Below are 19,975 nucleotides of genomic sequence, written 5' to 3'. Positions count from 1 at the left end.
GGACGATATTGTCCCCCAGCTGGCAGTTTCCTGTGCATCAACGGCCGATTAGCGGCCCCGAGTGACCTTGTCTCGCATCGTCATGACCAGGCTGATTGCCCGACCCGAGGCCCGCTGGGTCGCGGCGGTGCCACCGGTGACCGCGGCGTCGACGTCGATGACACAGTCGGCCGCCAGCCCGACGGCACGTTCGGTCGGAAACGCCGCGTCACCCTGGTTGTCGGAGTTGACCACCGTCGCCGACAGGACCGGCCCGTCCACCTTCACATCGGTGATCCTCTGGAACAGCTCGATGCCGGCCTGGTTGTGCAGCGGGGTGCGCACAGTCTTGCCTTCGCACGCCTTCCATCGGGTGACGAAGCCGTCGAACATCCGTTGCGCTTCGGTTTCGGACCCGAACTCAACGACACCGGCATCCACACTGGACACCGTCTGGCCGCCGCCGAAGTTGGAGAATTCCTGCCACGCGGCGCGGCGGACGTCGCCAGCCTCGTAGACCACGCGCATGAACGGGGTGATCGGGCCGAGGCACTCGATGGGATCGGCACCGGTACTGTCACGAATCCCGTTGGGCAGCACATCGATTCCGCCTACTACCGGAAAGTCGGTGTCGGGCAGCGGGTTTCCGGCGGCTTGGCCTGCTTCGATGCTCGTGGGCAGAACCGCGGCCAGATCACGCACCGGACTGACTGGTTCGTGCCGCGCCGCGCCGTCGACCACGCTGGTACAACCGGTCAGCATGGCGATGCCCAGCACGGCACCGACTATCGATCGCCCCCGAACGACAGGAATGTCGCGTTTGATACAGACCCCTACTTCTTCGCCTTGTCGGCCTTGTCCCCCGCAGCGTCGGTGGACAGTGCGGCGACGAACGCTTCCTGGGGCACGTCGACCCGTCCGATCGTCTTCATCCGCTTCTTGCCCTCCTTCTGCTTTTCCAGCAGCTTGCGCTTCCGGGTGATGTCACCGCCGTAGCACTTCGCGAGCACGTCCTTGCGGATCGCCCGGATGTTCTCGCGGGCAATGATTCTCGACCCGATGGCAGCCTGCACCGGCACCTCGAACTGCTGGCGCGGGATCAGCTCCTTGAGCTTGGTGGTCATCTTGTTGCCGTAGGCCTGCGCCGAATCCTTGTGCACGATCGCACTGAACGCGTCGACAGCCTCACCCTGCAACAGGATGTCCACCTTCACCAGAGCGGCTTCCTGCTCGCCGGCTTCCTCGTAGTCCAGGCTGGCATACCCACGAGTGCGCGATTTCAACGAATCGAAGAAATCGAAGATGATCTCGCCCAGCGGCATGGTGTAGCGCAATTCGACCCGTTCGGGCGACAGGTAGTCCATGCCGCCGAGTTCGCCGCGCCGGGACTGGCACAGTTCCATGATCGTGCCGATGAATTCACTGGGCGCGATGATCGTGGTCTTGACCACCGGCTCGTAGACCTCACTGACCTTGCCCTCGGGCCAGTCCGACGGGTTGGTGACGATGAGCTCCGTTCCGTCGTCCTTGATCACGCGGTAGACGACGTTGGGCGAGGTGGAGATGAGGTCGAGGTCGAACTCGCGTTCCAGGCGCTCGCGGGTGATCTCCATGTGCAGCAGGCCGAGGAAGCCACACCGGAACCCGAAGCCAAGCGCCACTGACGTTTCCGGCTCGTAGGTCAGCGCGGCGTCGTTGAGTTGCAGCTTGTCCAATGCCTCACGCAGATTCGGATAGTCCGAGCCGTCAACCGGATACAGCCCCGAATAGACCATCGGCTTGGGTTCGCGATAGCCCGTCAACGCCTCGGTGGCACCGTGCCGAGCCGTCGTCACCGTGTCGCCGACCTTGGACTGGCGAACATCTTTCACGCCGGTGATCAGGTAGCCGACCTCGCCGACGCCCAGCCCGTCACTGGCTTTGGGGTCCGGCGAGACGATGCCGACCTCGAGCAGTTCGTGGGTGGCGCCGGTGGACATCATCTTGATGCGCTCACGCGGATTGAGCTTGCCGTCGACCACGCGGACGTAGGTCACCACGCCGCGGTAGATGTCGTACACCGAGTCGAAGATCATTGCCCGCGCGGGAGCGTCGGCATCACCGACCGGCGCCGGGATCAGCCGGACCACTTCGTCGAGCAGCTCGGCCACCCCCTCGCCGGTCTTGCCGGACACCCGCAACACGTCGTCGGGTTCGCAGCCGATGATGTGGGCGATCTCGGCGGCGTAGCGCTCCGGATCCGCGGCGGGCAGGTCGATCTTGTTGAGCACCGGGATGATCGTCAGGTCCCGGTCCAGCGCCAGGTACAGGTTGGCCAGCGTCTGCGCCTCGATGCCCTGGGCCGCGTCCACCAGCAGCACCGCGCCCTCGCAGGCCTCCAGCGCGCGTGACACCTCGTAGGTGAAGTCGACGTGGCCGGGGGTGTCGATCAGGTGCAGGACGTAATCGGTGTCCCCCACCTTCCAGGGAAGGCGCACGTTCTGCGCCTTGATCGTGATGCCGCGCTCCCGCTCGATGTCCATCCGGTCGAGGTACTGAGCACGCATGTCGCGGTCGGCGACCACGCCCGTGATGCCCAGCATCCGGTCGGCCAGTGTGGACTTCCCATGATCGATGTGGGCGATGATGCAGAAGTTCCGAATCTGCGCCGGCGCAGTGAACGTCTTGTCGGCGAAGCTGCTGATGGGAATCTCCTGGTCGGGTGGCGATTCGAGGGGGCCCTCGGGTCTGTCCAGGGTATCGACTGGGGCCCTGTCGGACACAATCGTGCGCCGCGAGCCGACCGCCTTCCGCCTATGCTGTCGAGAATGGCGTCGCAGTGGAGGACGTTCCAGAAGATCGCAGAGCACCTCGTGTTCAACGAGGCGCCCAAGTTCATCCGGCAATTGCCGATACCCCAGGCCGTACCGCGGACCATCCAGCAGGGCCTCAAGCTGGGCATCGAGGTGCTGGTGGCCAGCACCACCCCGATCGACCAGCCCGCCGCGATCACCGCGGGCCGGCCGGTGACCGACGGCAGCGTCCCGACCGCGCACCGGGCCCGCCGCCTGGTCTACGCGCCGGATCTCGACGGCCGGGCCGACCCGGGCGAGGTGGTCTGGACCTGGGTGGTCTACGAGGACGACCCGACCAAGGGCAAGGACCGGCCGGTGCTGGTGGTGGGCCGCGACCGGCAGACGCTATTGGGCCTGATGCTGTCCAGCCAGGCACATCACGCCGAGGACGGGAACTGGATCGGCATCGGCACCGGCGGCTGGGATTACGACGGCAGGCCCAGCTGGGTGCGGCTGGACCGGGTCCTCGACGTGCCCGAGGAGGGCATTCGCCGCGAGGGCGCGATCCTGGAGAAGTCGACGTTCGAGCTGGTCGCCGCGCGGCTGCGCGCCGAATACTCCTGGAGCTAGCTAGCCGCCCTGGGTGATGTAGGCCTGCAGATGTTCCTGCTCGGCCTGCAGCTGCTCCATCCGGTTCTTCACGACGTCGCCGATGCTGACGATCCCGACCAACCGGTCGCCCTGCATCACCGGGACGTGGCGCACCCGGTTGTTCGTCATCAACGCGCTCAGATCGTCGATCTGATCATCGGGCGTGCAGGTCACCAGGATCTTGCTCATGATGTCGGAGACCGAGCTGCGTAGCAGGTCAGGACCATGATCGTGCAGCTTGCGCACCACATCTCGCTCCGAGACGATGCCCACCACCCCGTCGGGTCCGACCACGACCATCGCGCCGATGTTGTGAATGACCAGCTCGGCCAGCAGGCCGGTGACTGTCGTCGTCTCGGTGACCGTCGCCACCGAGGCGCCCTTCGTGCGCAAAATGTCTGCGATGCGCATCGCGACTCCTTGTGATGGATGTCACATCAGGCTAAGGCTTATCTCAGCCCCGGGGAAGCAAACCGCAGTGGTTGCGTTAAGACAGAACGGACAGCCCGAAGAGACAAACCGAGGAGGTCGGCATGGGCACACTGCCTACGACGGTGTTGGGTGACGGACTGACGGTGAGCGCGATCGGTTTCGGCGGGATGGCACTGACGCCGGTCTACGGGGCAGTCGACGACACCGAATCGCTGGCGACGCTGCACCACTGCCTCGACGTCGGCATGACGTTCATCGACACCGCCAACGTGTACGGCCTCGGCGCCAACGAGACGCTGATCGCCCAGCTGCTGGCCGACCGCCGCGACGAGGTCCAGCTGGCGACGAAGTTCGGGATCGACGGCAACCCGGCCTCAGGCGACCGCCGGGCCCGCGGCGACGCCGCATATGTGCGGCAATGCATCGACGAGAGCCTGGGCCGCCTGCAGACCGACGTGGTGGATCTCTACTACATGCACCGCCGCGACGTGTCGGTGCCCATCGAGGAAACCGTCGGGGCGATGGCCGAACTGGTCGCCGCGGGCAAGGTGCGCCACCTCGGGCTCTCCGAGGTGACGGCCGACGAGCTGCGCGCCGCGGTGGCCGTACATCCGATCGCGGCGGTGCAGAGCGAATGGTCGATCTGGAGCCGCGATGTCGAGCGCAATGTCGTGCCCGCCGCCGCCGAGCTCGGCGTCGGCTTCGTCCCGTATTCGCCGCTGGGCCGCGGCTTTCTGGCCGGTGCGGTCCGCTCGGCCGACGACCTGACGTCGAGTGGGGACCTGCGCAGCTACATGCCGCGCTTCGCCGCCGACGTGTTGGACGCGAATCTGGCTGTGGTGCAGGTGGTTACCACGGTCGCCGACGAGGTCGGCGCGACGCCGGCGCAGGTGGCGCTGGCCTGGCTGCGGCAACGCGCCGAGGCGCTGGGCGTGGCGTCGTCGCCGATCCCTGGCACCCGGCGGGCCGCGCGGGTCGACGAGAACGCCGCATCACTATCGGTGACGCTGACTCCCGAGCAGATGGCGACGCTGGAGACCGCAGGCGCGCAGGTGAACGGTCACCGGTCAATCGACCCGGGCTGGGTGTCGTCGGCACGGGAGTGAGCCTCGCTCACGCCTCCGGTGCCGACTGACTTGCCGTCACGGCTACCGCCGCGTCGTCGAACTGCGCTGCCTGCGCACTGATCCGGCCGATCTCGCTGGGCCGTTTGAGCAGACCCCGGACCGAGATGACCGCCACCTGTTCGGCAACCCTGATCGCCTCGGCGACCCGGTCGCCCTCGTCGGTGTGCAGCCGGGTCCGCTTCTGAGCGCCTTCATCGAAATTCAGCAGCAGCCCGGCCGTTTCTTCCCGATCGCAGTCGATGAACTTCCCCTCTGCGATCGCGGCGCCGATCAGATCGGACACCCAGTCCCTGAGCCGCTCGTAATCGGTCCAGAACTGATGGAATTCGGTGCGTTGGGCGTGGGCGATGCGCTGGATCTCGTTGAAGTCGATGGGCGACAACGCCAGCTGCATGGTGTCGAAGCGCAACAGCCGGTAGAGCTTGACGGCCGGCTGCCCGGAACCGGCCCCCACCTCGGCGATGAACTTCAAAGGTGCCCGGTTCACCAGCAGCGTCTCCCCCAGCAGCTGCTCCTTGTTGCGGAACCAGTAATACAGCGACGACTGCTGGAGCCCAACAGCCCGAGCGATATCGCTCATTGTGGTTTGCGCATAACCTTTTTCGGAGAACAGCCGAGTCGCGGCGTTGATGATCTCCGCACGCGGCGACGTCGTCGCCACCGACTCGGCGTCGTTGCGGGGTCGCCCGATAGATCTCGGCACGTCGCGAATTGTACGGCGATCCGTCCCGATCACCGCGAGCTCCGCACCGCCGGGGTGGCTCCTCATCCCAGTGGTGGGACCTCGGAATGCGCGCGTTCAACCACGTCACGTGCGGCGGCGACGACGTCGCCCCACAGTTCGAGGCCGAACGACTTCGATGCGCGCGAGGGATACCCGGTCACCCCGTTGGTCGAGACCTGCTGCACGGGATAGCGAAACACCGTGCCCGCTGTCCGGTCGGGATCGTCGGCGTGGCGCATGGCGTCGGTGTCGACGAGTTCGGGGCGGACTGCCAGCATCAAGGAGGTCTCCGCCGCGTTGGCGTGCCAGTCGACCGCATCCTCGGTGGCCCGGCGGGCGATGTCGGGCGTGAGATCCCACCATTGCATGACACCGATGCGCCGATCCGTGTAGATCCGGCGAAACCGGTCACACGCCAACCACAGTGGCGCGCTGTTGCCGACGTGGCCGTTGACGAACATGACGCGTCGCACCCCGGACTCCACGCAGGCCTGCGCGACGCGGACGGCCACCGCGGCGGTCTCCTCGCCCGAGAACGCGACGGTGCCCGCGAGCTCGGTTCCGTGAAAGTGGCTGGCGCCAAATGCCAGTGCCGGCAGCACCAGTGCGAGATCACCCGCGGCAGCCTCGGCCACCGCAGTGGCCATGATGGTGTCAGTGCCCACCGGCAAGTGCGGCCCGTGTTGCTCGGTGGCGCCGACCGGGATCAGCGCCACGGTGTCGGGATCGGCAACGAGCCGTTGCGCGATTTGGACCGAGTTGAGATCCTCCCAACGGTTGCTCATCAGAAGAGCCGCAGATAGCGGTCGGACTCCCACGAGGACACGTGGGCATTGAAGGAATCCCACTCGAGCTTCTTCTCGGAGATGAACGAGTCGAACATCGTCGACCCGAACACATTGCGCACCAACGGATCCGCCTCCATCGACTCGATCGCCTCGCCGAGCGAGCGGGGAAGCCAGCTGATCCCCCGGTCGATCAATTCGGCCTCCGAAAGCCGGTAGAGGTTGTCCCGATTGGGCTCGCCGGGATCCAGGCCCTCGCGAATTCCCTCCAGCCCGGCCGCCAGCATCAGCGCCGCGCCGAGATAGGGATTGTTGGCGCTGTCGGCGGCACGGCATTCGACCCGGCCGCCCCCCTTGGGGATGCGCAACATGTTCGTTCGGTTGTTGTCGCCATAGCACGCGAAGACCGGTGCCCAGGTCAGTCCGGACATGCTGCCCTGCTTGACGAGTCGTTTGTAGCTGTTCACCGTCGGTGCGATCACCGCGCAGATCGCCGGGGCGTGGCGCAGCACGCCCGCGATGAACTGGTACCCGAGTTCGGAGAGCCCGCACCCGCGCGGATCGTCGACGTCTGCGAAGGCGTTCGCCCCGTCTTCCCCGGCAAGTGACATGTTGTAATGGGCACCGCTGCCGGTCCGGTCGGCGAACGGTTTGGGCATCCACGACGCGAACAAGCCGTGCTTGCGCGCGATTTCACCGACCATCATCCGGAAGAAGACGAACCGGTCGGCCATCGACACCACATCGGTGTAGGTGAAATCGGTCTCGAACTGCCCGTTGCCATCTTCGTGGTCGAAGGAGTAGACGTCCCAACCCAGTTCGTTCATCGCGGTGACGATTTCGTCTACCACGCCAAAGTTGTGCAGCATCCCCCGCAGGTCGTAGCAGGGCTTGTCGAGATTATCGTCCGGGCTGGCGGGCTCCGGCACACCGGAACTGTCGGACAGCAGGAAGAACTCGGTTTCGATACCGAGGTTGAACGTGTAACCCAACGCTGCGGCGTCGGCGGTCACGCGTTTGAGGATCTGCCTGCTGCAGGCTTCGAACGGCGCATTGCCGATCCACAGATCTCCTGGGAACCAGGCGATCTCGCGGTTGAACGGCATGACGATCCCGGCACCGAGATCAGGATGCGGTGCGACCTCGTCGTCGTTGACGTCCTGCGGCACGCCGTCCAAGGCGGCACCGGTGAACATCTCCGAGCCGAATGCGGCCTGCTCCAGGTGGCCCAACGGAACCATCTTCGCTTTCGGTTTTCCGTGCATGTCGACGAAGCTGATCGCCGCGTAGCGCACCCCGGCCGCCGCGAGTTTCTCGGCGACCTCGCCGACGTGCGCGTGCTGCGTCTTGCCGTTGAGAGTGGTGGTCATCGGTTCCCTTTCAGCCAGCGGAGGCGAGATCGGCAGTGCTGCCGATGATTCCGAGCTCACGCCCGAGATAGCGGTAGAACTCCCAGAGTGGGCGTTCGAGATGGGACAGTCTGCCGGTGGCACTCACACCGGAGCGGATCGCGCGTTGGACGGCCGCGCAGACGTCGAGATCCTCGCGGTGAATATCGCAGATCATCTTGATCAACTCGCTGCGACGCTCGTCGAGACCCGGTGCGGCCAGCGCTGCCGGTGACATACAGATGTCGAGGTACAGGTCGATCTTGCCCGCACCGACCGGAAGGACCTTGAGCCAGTAGAAATACCCGGGCCCCATGGCAATCTGGAGCAGCGGGTAGGCGATGAAGATCAGCGACTTGTGGGAGGCCTCCGGACTCAGCGACGGCGCACCCGGTGACAGGAACGGCGGGTCCGCGGGGTAGCCGGGTGCCTGCTGTGACCACATCGTGGTGAAATGGTCGCCGACCTCACCGGTATAGCTCAGCGCGGCGGGAAACTGCTCCTCGAGCGATCCGCGATGCGGGCCCATGTGGTGGTAGCACTCCATGAAGTTGTCCACCATGATCTTCCAGTCCCACTCGCAGATACCCCATTCGGTCTGCTCGACGGTCTGGTAGTTCTCGAAGTCGTAGGGGTCGACGACCGGTTCGAGCGCCGAATACTGCTCGGCGACCGGCGTGGCTTGTCCGTCGATGTTGACGAACACGAACCCCTTCCACACCTCGTGACGGAACTGCTTGAGCGCAAAGTCTTTCCGGTCGAACCCGGCGCTTTGTTTCATCTCCGGTGCGCCCGCAAGATGACCGTCGAGGCCGAAGGACCACAGGTGGTAGGGGCACTGCAGCACCCCGGCAGATCCGGCACCGCTGCACACCTCCATCCAGCGATGGGTGCAGTTGCGGGAGAGCACGCGGATGTCGTCGTTGCGGTCCCTGGTGACCACGAGCGGCATTCCGAGGATGTCGATGCTGTAGTAACTGCCCGGGGTGGCGAGCTGCTCCAGCCGGCAGAGCGGGATCCAGTTGCACTTGAAGATGCGATCCACCTCGTCGGCATAGAGGTCGTCGCTGCCGTATGCCTCCGGCGGCAGGGTGATGGCGTTCTCGGGCGAATCCACCGCACAGGTGGTGGCGAGTCGGGAGTAGTCGAATGGCATGGGTGGTCCTCGTGTAGCCATGGGATGGGCGGCCACAGGCGTCGTGACGGCCTCGACGCTATCCGCGATCTGTAACCGCGTTGTTTCCGGTCAGTAAATGACCCATTGAAACTCTTTACGCCGGTTGCATGGTGAACAGGCTAGACGGGATGCGATCTCACCGGGATTTGTCAATAACCTATTGAAACAACGGGCGGGAACGACACCTCGTGGCTCAAGGCGCCAATTGCCGCCCGGCCGGGCCCGGGCAAGGTAGTAATGACGCCATGATCGACATCACCCTGCTGGGCACTGGAAGCCCGATGATCGACCCGAACCGCGCCGGACCGTCGACCTTGGTCAAAGCGGGCGAGCAACTGTTCCTGGTGGACTGCGGACGCGGCGTGCTTATGCGGCTCGCTGCGGCCGGTGTCGGCGCGGCCAACATCACCGCGCTGCTGCTGACCCATCTGCACAGTGACCACATCACCGATCTGTCCGACGTCATCACCACTCGCTGGGTGACGGCGTTCGTGCCGACCCCGCTGCCGATCATCGGTCCGCCCGGCACCAAGGCGGTGGTCGACGCGACGCTGGCCGCGCTGGCCCCCGACATCTCCTACCGCATCCACCACCACCCCGATATCACCGAGCCCCCGTCGATTCAGGTGTACGAGTACGCCGAGGGCCAGGTGTGGGATGCCGGCGATGTGCGGATCACCGCCGCGCCCACCGACCACCGGCCGGTCGAACCGACGCTGGGCTTCCGGGTCGAATACGACGGCGCCACGGTGGTGCTCGCCGGTGACACCGTGCCGTGCGCCAGCCTCGACGCCCTCGCCCAGGGCGCAAACGCGTTGGTGCACACGGTGATCCGCGCGGATCTGGTGGCGCAGATACCGGTCCAGCGGCTCCGGGACATTCTCGACTACCATTCCTCCGTCGAGCAGGCCGCGGCCACCGCCGCCCGTGCCGGGGTCGGCACACTGGTGCTCACCCACTATGTGCCGCCGCTGGTGCCCGGGCAGGAGGATCAGTGGCGTGCCCTGGCGGCAGCAGAGTTCAGCGGCCCGGTGGAAATCGGGAACGATCTGCTTCAGGTTTCCGTCGGGAACTAAACCGCCGCGGCGCACGACTCATGTGCGATGACTACGACGGTGGAACCCTCGACGCGCCGCGCCGACTCCGCGGTGCTGCGCCGGATCTGGCGGCTGCACTTCTGGGTGGGCTTGTTCGCCGCCCCGGTCCTGGTGGTGCTGGCGCTGTCCGGGTTGGTGATCCTGTACAGCCAGCCGCTGGACGCGATCCTGAACAAGCACCTGCTCGTGGTCGAGCCGGGACCGCAGACCGTGCCGCTGGATGCCCAGGTCGCGACAGCGAAACAACACGTCGGCGCTACCGACACGCTTGAAGCGGTCACCCCGCCCGACAGCGCCACCTCCTCGACGCGGATGGACTTCTCGGCCGCCGACGCGCTGGGCTACCCACAGGCCGAGGCCAACGTCGTCCAGGTGTTCGTCGATCCCTACACCGGCGCGTATCTGGGTCAGCGCGATCAGCTGTCCGGCGTGGTGGGCTGGGCCAACCAACTGCACCGGATGTTCGGCAACGACGGACCGCACGTGCAGCTGCCGTCGCTGGGGCACCTGATCAACCCGTCGGCCTATCCCGAGTCCACGATCCCGGTCGGGATCGGAAACCTCTGGATGGAGCTGACCGCCACCTGGATTCTGGTGCTGCTGGGCAGCGGCATCTATCTGTGGTGGCCCCGGGCGATCGAAGCCGCCAAGCCACTCCTGAGAGTCCGGTGGCGCCAAGGCGGGCGGATCCGCTGGCGTGATGTCCACGCTCTGGTCGGTGTGGTCGTCGCCGTGATCCTGGTCGGCTACGTCCTGTCCGGAATGACGTGGACCCGATATTGGGGCGAGAACTGGCGAACGGTGACCGCGACGGTCACCCCGTCGACCGAAATCGATGCTCCCTCAACGCCGGCAAAGCTCGGCGACTACGACCGGCTCGGTCGCCGCATCGCGTGGGCCGCCACCGACGATCCGATCCCGGCCTCCCAACCCGATGGCACCGCGGCCCGGCTGTCGTACGCCGATATCGACCGGATCGCCAAGGACGAGCACATGGTGCCCGGCTACTCGATCTTCCCGCCGTCGGACTCGACGCAGGACGGTACGACTGTGTACGGCAGCTACACCGTCGTGAATCGTTGGCCGCAAAAGGTTTCCGAACAGCGCACGCTCTATCTCAACCAGTTCACCGGCGCCACGATCACCAACGCGACCGCCGCACAGGACGGCGCGCTGTCCCGGCTGACCAGTTTCGGGATCGCCATGCACATGGGCAACCAATTCGGTTGGCTTACCCGCATTTCGGCCACCGTCGCATGCCTCGGCGTGCTGCTCAGCGCGCTGACCGGTCTGCTGATGTGGTGGAAGCGGCGCCCCTCCGGGCAGAGCGGCCTGCCCGGTGCCGCCAGCCCGGCCACCCGTGCCAACACCCCGAAGCGCGCGATGGTCACTGTCGCGGTGATCGCGATCGCACTCGGAATCCTGTTCCCCGCCTTCGGGATCTCCCTGATCGTGGTGCTCGTCGCCGAGGCGGTGATCGCCGCCCGGCGCGATCACGCCAGCCGGGTGACCTCCACCACCACGTCCAAGTCGGTGGACCCCTCGCCGGAGTAGATGCCCTTCAGCGGGGTCACGTCGGCATAGTCGCGGCCGACGCCGACGCTGATGTACTGCTCGTTGATCGGCGAATCGTTGGTCGGGTCGTAGTTCCACCAACTGCCCGTCCACGCCTGGATCCAGGCGTGGCTCTGGCCGTCGACGGTGTCACCGACTTTCGCATTGCGCTTGGGATGCAGATATCCCGACACGTAGCGCGACGGAATTCCCATGCCGCGCAACAGAATCAGCGTCAGGTGCGCGAAGTCCTGGCAGACCCCTTTGCCCTCGCGCAGCGCGTCGATACCCGAGGAATGCACACCGGTGGTGCCGGGAACGTATTCCAACTCGCTGTGCGCCCACTGGGCTGCGGCGATCACCGCGGCCTGCGGATCGTTCTCCTTGATGATCCGTCGACCGACCCGCTCCAGTCGCCGGCTCGCCGGGGTGTAGTGGGTAGCGGTGAGCACCTCGTCGAATCGGTCCCGCACCGCCTCGGAGCCCAGTTCCTCCCACGTCACTTCGTCCGTCGGAGCCTCCGGCTCCTCGGTCTCGACCACCGAGGACGCCGTCACCTCCAGCTCGGTGTGCGGCGCATGCAGATCGAAAGCCGTTACCGCAGTACCCCAATAGTCGACGTAGCGGTAGGACCGGGTCGCCGGAATGGTTTCGACTCGGTTCAGGATGACGTTCTGACGGGAGTCCGACCGCGGAGTGAGCCGGGCCTCGTTGTAGGAGGCGGTGACCGGTGACTTGTAGGCGTATCCCGTCGCGTGAACAACCCGCATCCGCCACATCTAGATCTCCCCTTCCTCGATGACGAGCTCACTCTGCTGCCCGGCATCCGACCACGCCACCCACGGTGCGGAGTGGAAGTACTGCAGCGCCACCGCTTCGCCGACCTCGCTGCAGGTTTCCTGCAACCCGGCGAGCCGTTCTTCCAACGACTCGAGCAGCACGCCCGGCTGAATGAATTCCAGTTCGCTGCGGGCCTTCCCGAGGAGACGCTGAGCCTCGGCGGTGGCCCCGAGCCGGTTATGGGGACGGTGCATGAGTTCGTCGAGGCTGTGCTCGGCCAGTCTGAGCGAGTAGTAGATCGACCGCGGGAAAAGCCGGTCCAGCAACATGAATTCGACGACCCGGTTGGCGTCCAGCGCGCCGCGATAGGTCCGCAGATAGGTGTCGTGCGCGCCCGCCGAGCGCAGCACCGTCACCCAGGCCGGCGAGGAGGCACTGTCCCCGACGCGGGACAGCAGCAGCCGCACCGTCATATCAACCCGCTCGATGGCGCGGCCCAGCACCAGGAAGCGGTAGCCGTCATCACGCGACAGCGTCGAGTCGGCCAGTCCGGCGAACATCGCCGCCCGGCCTTCGACGAAGCTGAAGAACTCGTGCGGGCCCAGCCTGCGGGCCGCACGCTCTCGTTCGGGGAGCGCGTTGTAGGTGGTGTTCAGACACTCCCACATGTCCGACGACGTGACTTCCCGTGCCGAGCGGGCATTTTCGCGCGCGGCCGAGATCGCGTCGACGATCGAGCAGCCGCCCTCCAGATCCCGGCTGAACGCCACCAGATCAGTCAGCGACCAGAGGTCGAGCTCGTGTTTGGGCGGCTCGATGCCCAGCACCTGCAGCAGCACCCGGGAGGTGTGGTCGGGATCGACGGTCGCATCCTCGAGCAGCTGGTGGACCGTGATGTCGAGGATCCGGGCGGTGTCATCGGCACGCTCGACATAGCGCCCGATCCAATAGAGCGCTTCGGCGTTGCGCGCCAACATCAGTGCATCACCTGCTGTTGCTGCTGCTGGTTCTGCTGCTGACCCTGCTGCTGCTGTCCGGAGGACTCGGAGCCCTTTTCGGCGACCGGAGCCTTGGCCGCTTTGGGGATCTTGCGGACGATCTCGGCGGCGCCGAGCTCACGGGCCGCCACCGAGGTCTTCGAGGCGAGCACCCAGGTGTCCTTCGAGCCGCCGCCCTGGCTGGAGTTGACCACCAGCGACCCTTCGATCAGCGCGGTGCGCGTGAGCCCGCCCGGCAACACCCACACTTCCTCGCCGTCGTTGACCGCGAACGGCCTCAGGTCGACGTGCCGCGGCGCCAGCGCATCGCCGACCTTCGTCGGCACTGTCGAGAGCTGCACCACCGGCTGGGCGATCCAGCCGCGCGGATCGCCGATGACCTTCTTGCGAATCGTCGCCAGCTCCTTTTCGGAGGCGTCCGGCCCGAACACGATCCCGTAGCCGCCCGAGCCCTCGACCGGTTTGATCACCAGCTCGTCGAGACGGTCGAGGACCTCCTCGCGTTCGTTGTCGAGCCAGCACCGCAGGGTGTCGACGTTGGCCAGCGACGGCTTCTCGCCGAGGTAGTACTCGATGATCGTCGGCACGTAGGTGTAGACCAGCTTGTCGTCGCCGACGCCGTTGCCGACCGCGCTGGAGATCACCACATTGCCGGCGCGCGCGGCGTTGAGCAGGCCCGCCACCCCGAGCACCGAGTCGGGGCGGAACTGCATCGGGTCGAGGAAGTCGTCGTCGATACGGCGGTAGATGACGTCGACCTGGCGCTCGCCCTCGGTGGTGCGCATGTAGACGACGTTGTCGCGACAGAACAGGTCGCGGCCCTCGACCAGTTCGACACCCATCTGGCGGGCCAGCAGGGAGTGCTCAAAGTAGGCGGAGTTGAACGGACCAGGGGTGAGGACGACGACGGTGGGGTCGGCCTCGTTGGTGGCGGCCGCGTTGCGCAGCGCCCGCAGCAGGTGTGAGGAGTAGTCGCCGACCGCGCGCACCCGGTGGGTGGAGAACAGGTTCGGGAAGACCCGCGCCATGGTGCGCCGGTTCTCCATGACATAAGAGACGCCCGACGGCGACCGCAGGTTGTCCTCCAGCACCCGGAAGGTGCCCTGGGCGTCGCGCACGAGGTCGATACCGGCGACGTGGATACGCACGCCGTTGGGCGGGTTGATCCCGGCCGCCTGCCGGTGGAAGTGCTCGCAGGAGGTGATCAACCGGCGCGGGATGACCCCGTCGCGCAGGATCTCCTGATCGCCGTAGATGTCGTCGAGGTACATCTCCAGGGCCTTGACCCGCTGGGTGATGCCGCGTTCGAGCCGGGACCACTCGGCGGCGGAGATGACCCGGGGCACCAGGTCGAGCGGGAACGGCCGCTCCTGACCGGACAGCGAGAACGTGATGCCCTGGTCGATGAACGCGCGGCCCAGCGCCTCGGCCCTGGCCTCCAGCTCATCGGCGTCCGATGGGGCGAGTTCGGCGAAGATGCCTTTGTACGGTCCGCGGACGTTGCCCTCTTTGTCGAACATCTCGTCGAAGGCCTTGGCGTACGAGCCCATGTTGTTGTAGCCGCCGAAGATATGGTCGTGTTTGCGCGGCTGTCGCGAACCATTACGCGACGACCGGCTGGCTTCCGAAGGCAGGGTACGTAGGCTCACCCGTCACATGCTGCCCCACGATCGCCGTTTCGGCAGGCCAGTGAGCTCTACTTTGGGAGATTGAGACCCTGACTGGTACCCTGAACAGTCGCTGCCCGAGGGCCCGACGGCCCCGGCAAGACAGAGACCCCCAAGCTTGAAAACGAGGAACTAACGCGTGGCCAACATCAAGTCGCAGGAAAAGCGCATCCGCACCAATGAGATTCGTCGCGTGCGCAACAAGTCGGTGAAGAGCTCGCTGCACACCGCGATCCGCGGGTTCCGTGCTGCTGCCGCCGAGGGCGACAAGGACAAGGCCGGCGAGCTGCTGGCCTCGACCAGCCGCAAGCTCGACAAGGCTGCCAGCAAGGGCGTCATTCACAAGAACCAGGCGGCCAACAAGAAGTCCGCGCTGGCTCAGGCGTTCAACAAGATCTGAGCTAGTCCCGGCCGTCTCCGGCGGCCAGGTGCGCGACCGTGCGCACCGCATCCTCGAGGGCGTAGTCGGCGTCGGCCGCTACGCCCTTGACGTCTCCATTGAGCTTTGCCACCACCCGGATGGCTGTCGCCACCTTGTCGCGTGACCACCGTCGCGACTGTTTCTGGGCCTTCTGAATGCGCCAGGGCGGCATACCGAGCTCGCCGGCCAGCCGGTACGGGTCACCTGAGAGCGGGCCCACCCGGGCGATCGTGTGCACGGCCTCGGCCAGCGCGTCGGCCAGCACGACGTGCGGGACGCCGGCCATCATCGCCCACCGCAACGCCTCGGCCGACCCGGCGACATCGCCCACCACGGCCTTGTCGGCGATCTCGAAGCCGGACACTTCCGCCTTGCCGCTGTGATAGCGACGGACCGCGACCGCGTTGATCTGGCCGTCGGTGTCGGCGACCAGCTGCGAGCAGGCCGCGGCGAGCTCTCGGATATCGGAGCCGACGGCGTCGAGCAGCGCGGTCACCGTGTCCTCGTCGACCTTGACCTTGTGCGCGCGGAATTCAGCCCGGACGAAATCGGCCCGCTCGGCGGGTTTGGTGATCTTGGCGCAGGGATGGACCTGAGCGCCGAGCTTCTTGAGTTGATCGGCCAGTGCCTTCGCGCGCCCGCCGCCGGAGTGCACGACCGCCAGCACCGTTCCTGGCGGCAGGTCGGCGGCCGCGGTCGCGATGAGCTCGACAGCCTCCTTGCCTGCCTCGCCGGCCGCCTCGAGCACCACCACCCGCTCATCGGCGAACAGCGACGGGCTGAGCAGTTCGGCGAGCTCGTTGACCGAGACATCACCGGCGCGCAGCCGGTCCACCGGAACATCAGCGCTGCCGGCTGACGCGCGCGCGATCCGCAGCACGTCGGAGATGGCGCGGTCGACGAGCAGCTCCTCGTCACCCAGGATCAGATGCAGGCCCGCCGTCTCGCTCACCACCCGATCGTTTCACGTCCGGCCGACATCGAGTGACACCGACCTTGGCCCCGCGCCACAGCAGCACGGCCGCCAACGTCGCACCGGCCACCGTGACCACGCCGGCAAGGCCCGACGGCACCGGCACCGACGCGCCGGGCAGCTCCCCGGCCGTCGACGCGACACGCAGCAGCCACCACAGCTCGGGGCCGGTGAAGCGAATCAGCAGCCCGGCGCCCGCCGGCCATAGCCAGCACACCGCGGCCGCGGCCGTGCCCAGCACGGTGATCGGTGGAATCACCACAGCAACAGCCAGATTGGCGAGGACACCGACCACACTGAGCCGCCCGGAGATCGCCGCGACCAGCGGCGCGGTGACCAGTTGTGCGGCCAGCGCGATGCACACCGCCTCGGCCAAGGGCTTGGGCCAGCCGCGGGCGATCAGCCGGGCCGCCCAGCCCGGCGCCAGGACGATCAGGGCAGCGGTCGCCGAGACCGACAGTGCGAATCCGGCATCGACCGCCAATTGCGGTGCCAGGATCAACAATCCGAGCACGGTGGCCGCCAATACCGGGATGGCCTGGCGCCTGCGGGCGCTCAGGATGGCGACCAGCGCGATGGCCCCCATCACCGCCGCGCGCAGCACGCTGGCGGTCGGCTGCACCACGACGACGAACGCCAGCAGCGCCACAGCGGCCAGGCCGACGGCCGCCCGCGGGCCGACCAGAGCAGCCGACAACAAGACCGTGCCGCACACGATCGTGACGTTGGCGCCCGATACGGCCATCAGGTGGGTGAGCCCCGCGGTTCGGAATTGTGCTGTGGTGCCTGCACTTACGGTCGACGTGTCACCCAGCACGAGCCCGGGCAGGATGGCGGCCTGATCGGCGGGCAGCACGGCGCGAGAAGCATCCGCGAAGTGCGCGCGGACCGCCCTGGCCGCGCGTTGCAGTGGCGAGGCCCGGCCCAGTGTCGGCTCGCCGGTGGCGTTGAGCACGGCGACGGTCAGGTCGCGACGGGTCGGTGCGCCGACGCGGGCCTTGAACCGGACGGGCTGGCCTGCCATCAGCTCACCGAAACCGAGCAGCGGCGCGAAAACGACCACGCTGCCGGTCATTTCGGTGCCGTTCAGGTCGGCCAGCGCGCCGCGGAACATCAGCCGCCCGCCGCCCAGCACCCGCGGGTCCTCCCCCGGGGTCACCGTCACCACAGCCACCGAGCCGACCCGGTGGGCGATGGGATGGTCGCGGACCGCGATGCTGCGCAGCGTCGCCGCCAGCGCGAAACCCGCACCCACGACCGCGGCACCGACCACCGCGACGGCGCCCGCGCGCAGCACGGGCCGGGCCTTCCCACACCATCGGGTCACGCCCGCCCAGCCGAGCCCGACGACCGCACACGCGGCGATCAGCACCGGCCCGATCGCCCACGTGATACCCGCCGCCGTGACCACCCAGGCGGTCACCGCCGCCGGCACCAGGCGCAGATCGAACGGCGCCGCCGCGTCCGTCACACCCGGACCAGCGCCCGCAGTTTGTCCAGCCGCGCCGGGCCGATGCCGTCGACATCACCGAGTTGATCGACGCTGCTGAACTTTCCGTTTGCGTCGCGCCACGCGACGATCGCGGCGGCAGTCACCGGTCCGACGCCGGGCAGTGCGTCGAGTTGGTCGACGGTGGCGGTGTTCAGGTCGACGGGTTCGGTGGGTGCGCCCCTTCCCGGTGCGGGCGGCGACGTCGGTGCCGCGGGCGGTCCCCCGCTGACCGAACTGCCCAGCGCGGTCGGCTGACCCGCCGGGGTGCCGATGCCGACCACGATCTGCTCGCCGTCGGTGAGATGGCGGGCCAGATTCAGCCCGAGCGTGTCGGCCCCGTTGATCGCACCGCCGGCGGCGCTCACGGCGTCGGCGATCCGGGAGTCCGGCGCCAACGTCACCAGTCCCGGCTTGGCGACCAGTCCGACAACGCTGACCACGACCGGTTGGTTGGCAGCGGGGCTGGGCCGCGCGGACGCCGAGGACACCATTTCCACCGGGGGGAGCTTGGCCGACACGACCGGCGGCGGGTCGTCGCGCATCAACGCGAACACCGTGATGAGAACGGCGACGGCGGCGACGACCGCCAGGGCGATGCCGCCGGCGCGGCCGGGGTCGGCCCGGATCGCGGACAGCCACCCGCGTGGCGCGTGCCCGTCGGGAATCCAGCTGGGTACCTCGATCTCGGCGTCATCGTCGTCCTGGGCGTCGTCGGGTTCGCCGGCGCCGAGCCGGCGGTGCAGGCTTGCCAGCGGTTGCTCGGTTCGCATGCCGCGACGGTAGGGCGGTCAGCCAACGCGAATCCGCTGTGCGGGACGCGCGGTGGCGAATCTGTGGATGAATCCGGAACTGTGTACACGCAATGCCTAGCCAGGGAGGACCACCCATGACCGCCATCACCGACCGCCCCATCCGCGTGATCCAGTGGACCACCGGAAACATCGGCAAGCGGTCGCTGCACGCGATCATCAGCAGGCCGGACATGGAGCTCGTCGGGGTGTACGCCCACGGCGCCGACAAGCTCGGTGTCGATGCCGCCGAGCTGTCGGGCTGGCCCGAGCCCACCGGGATCACCGCGACCAACGACATCGACGCGCTGCTGGCCGCCAAGCCGGACGCCTGCTGCTACAACCCGTTGTGGCCCAGCATCGACGAGTTGGTGCGACTGCTGGAGGCCGGTGTCAACGTGTGCTCGTCGGCGGCCTGGATCACCGGCGGCAAGCAGTCTCCCGAGGATCTGGCGCGAATCCGAAAGGCTTGCGAGAAAGGCAATTCCACGATCTTCGGCAGCGGCGCGCATCCGGGCATGACGAACATGGTCGGCATGGTGTTGTCGGGTTCCTGTGAACGCGTCGACGAGATCCGCATCACCGAGTCGGTGGACTGTTCGACCTACGAGTCGGCTGGCACCCAGTCCGCGATGGGCTTCGGCTGCGCCCCCGACACCCCGGGCCTTGAGGAGAGTGTGCGCCGCGAGAGCGAGGTGTTCGCCGAATCAGCGGCGATGATGGCCGACGCGATCGGCGCGAAGCTGGACCGGATGACGTTCGACGTCACGTTCACCACCGCGACCGGCGACAGCGACCTGGGATTCATGACGATCCCGGAAGGCACCATCGGCGGGGTGTACGGCTACCACCGGGGCTGGGTCGGCGACCGCAACGTGGTCAGCGTCGGCTTCAACTGGATCATGGGCAACCACGTGGTCCCGCCCAAGCCGTTGGAGCACGGACACGTCATCCAGGTGTTCGGGGTGCCGAATATGCGCACGGTGCTGCACTGTCTGCCGCCGAAGAACTGGCCCGAGGAGGGCTTCATGGGCCTGGGCATGATCTACACCGCGCTGCCGGTGACCAACGCGGTGCCCGCCGTGGTGGCGGCCAAGCCGGGCATCGTGACGCTGGCCGACCTGCCCCCGGTGACCGGGCGGTTCTCCGCCAGCTGACGACAAGGGAA

General features: G+C 67.1%; 19 protein-coding genes. 6 read left to right on the top strand and 13 right to left on the bottom strand.

Annotated elements, in window-relative coordinates; all coding sequences use genetic code 11:
- Positions 1 to 48: 48 nt before the first annotated feature.
- Positions 49 to 756, bottom strand: a complete 708-nt coding sequence (locus EV580_RS31555) for a sensor domain-containing protein (protein ID WP_133696697.1) — start codon at positions 754 to 756, stop codon at positions 49 to 51.
- A 56-nt stretch (positions 757 to 812) separates the two neighbouring features.
- Positions 813 to 2,798 (bottom strand): translation elongation factor 4, encoded by a 1,986-nt coding sequence (gene lepA, locus EV580_RS31550; RefSeq protein ID WP_370581634.1) that lies wholly within the window; start codon positions 2,796 to 2,798, stop codon positions 813 to 815.
- Between lepA and EV580_RS31545 the strand changes: the two genes are divergently transcribed.
- Positions 2,787 to 3,383 (top strand): type II toxin-antitoxin system PemK/MazF family toxin, encoded by a 597-nt coding sequence (locus EV580_RS31545; protein WP_133696696.1) that lies wholly within the window; start codon positions 2,787 to 2,789, stop codon positions 3,381 to 3,383. The two genes, lepA and EV580_RS31545, sit on opposite strands and share 12 nt — an antisense overlap.
- Here EV580_RS31545 and EV580_RS31540 read toward each other — a convergent pair whose 3' ends face one another.
- Positions 3,384 to 3,815, bottom strand: a complete 432-nt coding sequence (locus EV580_RS31540) for a CBS domain-containing protein (RefSeq protein WP_133696694.1) — start codon at positions 3,813 to 3,815, stop codon at positions 3,384 to 3,386.
- Between the two features lie 122 nt (positions 3,816 to 3,937).
- Between EV580_RS31540 and EV580_RS31535 the strand changes: the two genes are divergently transcribed.
- Positions 3,938 to 4,942 carry an aldo/keto reductase gene (locus EV580_RS31535; RefSeq protein WP_133696692.1) on the top strand — a complete coding sequence of 335 codons (1,005 nt, stop codon included), beginning with the start codon at positions 3,938 to 3,940 and terminating at the stop codon, positions 4,940 to 4,942.
- 7 nt (positions 4,943 to 4,949) lie between these two features.
- On the opposite strand, the gene EV580_RS31530 is transcribed toward EV580_RS31535, so the two are convergent.
- The 4 genes from EV580_RS31530 to EV580_RS31515 form a co-directional block, all read right to left on the bottom strand.
- Positions 4,950 to 5,666, bottom strand: coding sequence for a TetR/AcrR family transcriptional regulator (locus EV580_RS31530; RefSeq protein WP_286171946.1), 717 nt, complete (start codon positions 5,664 to 5,666; stop codon positions 4,950 to 4,952).
- Between the two features lie 62 nt (positions 5,667 to 5,728).
- Complete coding sequence (locus tag EV580_RS31525) at positions 5,729 to 6,472, bottom strand: creatininase family protein (protein ID WP_133696690.1); 744 nt, start codon at positions 6,470 to 6,472, stop codon at positions 5,729 to 5,731.
- Positions 6,472 to 7,842, bottom strand: coding sequence for a type III glutamate--ammonia ligase (gene glnT / locus EV580_RS31520; RefSeq protein WP_133696689.1), 1,371 nt, complete (start codon positions 7,840 to 7,842; stop codon positions 6,472 to 6,474). Before glnT ends, EV580_RS31525 begins: the two co-directional genes overlap by 1 nt.
- Positions 7,843 to 7,852: 10 nt before the next feature.
- Entirely contained in the window at positions 7,853 to 9,016 is a 1,164-nt protein-coding gene (locus tag EV580_RS31515) for an aromatic ring-hydroxylating oxygenase subunit alpha (protein WP_133696687.1), read from the bottom strand.
- 266 nt (positions 9,017 to 9,282) lie between these two features.
- Here EV580_RS31515 and EV580_RS31510 point away from each other — a divergent pair, with 266 nt between their 5' ends.
- Both EV580_RS31510 and EV580_RS31505 read left to right on the top strand, forming a co-directional pair.
- On the top strand, positions 9,283 to 10,113 hold the full coding sequence (locus EV580_RS31510) for a ribonuclease Z (RefSeq protein ID WP_133696685.1): 831 nt from the start codon (positions 9,283 to 9,285) through the stop codon (positions 10,111 to 10,113).
- Between the two features lie 27 nt (positions 10,114 to 10,140).
- Positions 10,141 to 11,688: a PepSY-associated TM helix domain-containing protein gene (locus tag EV580_RS31505; RefSeq protein ID WP_133696683.1), complete on the top strand. Its 1,548-nt coding sequence runs from the start codon at positions 10,141 to 10,143 to the stop codon at positions 11,686 to 11,688.
- On the opposite strand, the gene EV580_RS31500 is transcribed toward EV580_RS31505, so the two are convergent.
- The 3 genes from EV580_RS31500 to EV580_RS31490 are packed head-to-tail and all read right to left on the bottom strand — an operon-like array spanning position 11,628 to position 15,016.
- Positions 11,628 to 12,467: a transglutaminase family protein gene (locus EV580_RS31500; protein WP_133696682.1), complete on the bottom strand. Its 840-nt coding sequence runs from the start codon at positions 12,465 to 12,467 to the stop codon at positions 11,628 to 11,630. The two genes, EV580_RS31505 and EV580_RS31500, sit on opposite strands and share 61 nt — an antisense overlap.
- Complete coding sequence (locus EV580_RS31495; protein ID WP_133696680.1) at positions 12,468 to 13,445, bottom strand: alpha-E domain-containing protein; 978 nt, start codon at positions 13,443 to 13,445, stop codon at positions 12,468 to 12,470.
- On the bottom strand, positions 13,445 to 15,016 hold the full coding sequence (locus tag EV580_RS31490; RefSeq protein WP_286171953.1) for a circularly permuted type 2 ATP-grasp protein: 1,572 nt from the start codon (positions 15,014 to 15,016) through the stop codon (positions 13,445 to 13,447). The genes EV580_RS31495 and EV580_RS31490 overlap by 1 nt, the downstream gene beginning before the upstream one ends.
- Before the next feature lie 256 nt (positions 15,017 to 15,272).
- On the opposite strand from EV580_RS31490, the gene rpsT reads away from it, so the two are divergent.
- Entirely contained in the window at positions 15,273 to 15,533 is a 261-nt protein-coding gene (gene rpsT / locus EV580_RS31485) for a 30S ribosomal protein S20 (protein WP_133696678.1), read from the top strand.
- Position 15,534: 1 nt separating this feature from the next.
- On the opposite strand, the gene holA is transcribed toward rpsT, so the two are convergent.
- The 3 genes from holA to EV580_RS31470 are packed head-to-tail and all read right to left on the bottom strand — an operon-like array spanning position 15,535 to position 18,789.
- Positions 15,535 to 16,488: a DNA polymerase III subunit delta gene (holA, locus tag EV580_RS31480; RefSeq protein WP_166654981.1), complete on the bottom strand. Its 954-nt coding sequence runs from the start codon at positions 16,486 to 16,488 to the stop codon at positions 15,535 to 15,537.
- A complete protein-coding gene (locus tag EV580_RS31475; protein WP_133696675.1) occupies positions 16,469 to 17,998 on the bottom strand; it encodes a ComEC/Rec2 family competence protein in 1,530 nt (509 codons plus the stop codon). The genes holA and EV580_RS31475 overlap by 20 nt, the downstream gene beginning before the upstream one ends.
- Positions 17,995 to 18,789, bottom strand: coding sequence for a ComEA family DNA-binding protein (locus EV580_RS31470; RefSeq protein WP_133696673.1), 795 nt, complete (start codon positions 18,787 to 18,789; stop codon positions 17,995 to 17,997). Before EV580_RS31470 ends, EV580_RS31475 begins: the two co-directional genes overlap by 4 nt.
- A 116-nt stretch (positions 18,790 to 18,905) precedes the next feature.
- Here EV580_RS31470 and EV580_RS31465 point away from each other — a divergent pair, with 116 nt between their 5' ends.
- A complete protein-coding gene (locus EV580_RS31465) occupies positions 18,906 to 19,964 on the top strand; it encodes an NAD(P)H-dependent amine dehydrogenase family protein (protein WP_133696672.1) in 1,059 nt (352 codons plus the stop codon).
- The last annotated feature ends 11 nt before the right edge of the window (positions 19,965 to 19,975 follow it).

The organism is Mycobacterium sp. BK086, assembly GCA_004362315.1.
GTDB lineage: Bacteria > Actinomycetota > Actinomycetes > Mycobacteriales > Mycobacteriaceae > Mycobacterium.
The sequence above is the reverse complement of the archived record's forward strand: the minus strand, read 5'-3'. Positions and strand labels throughout refer to the sequence as shown.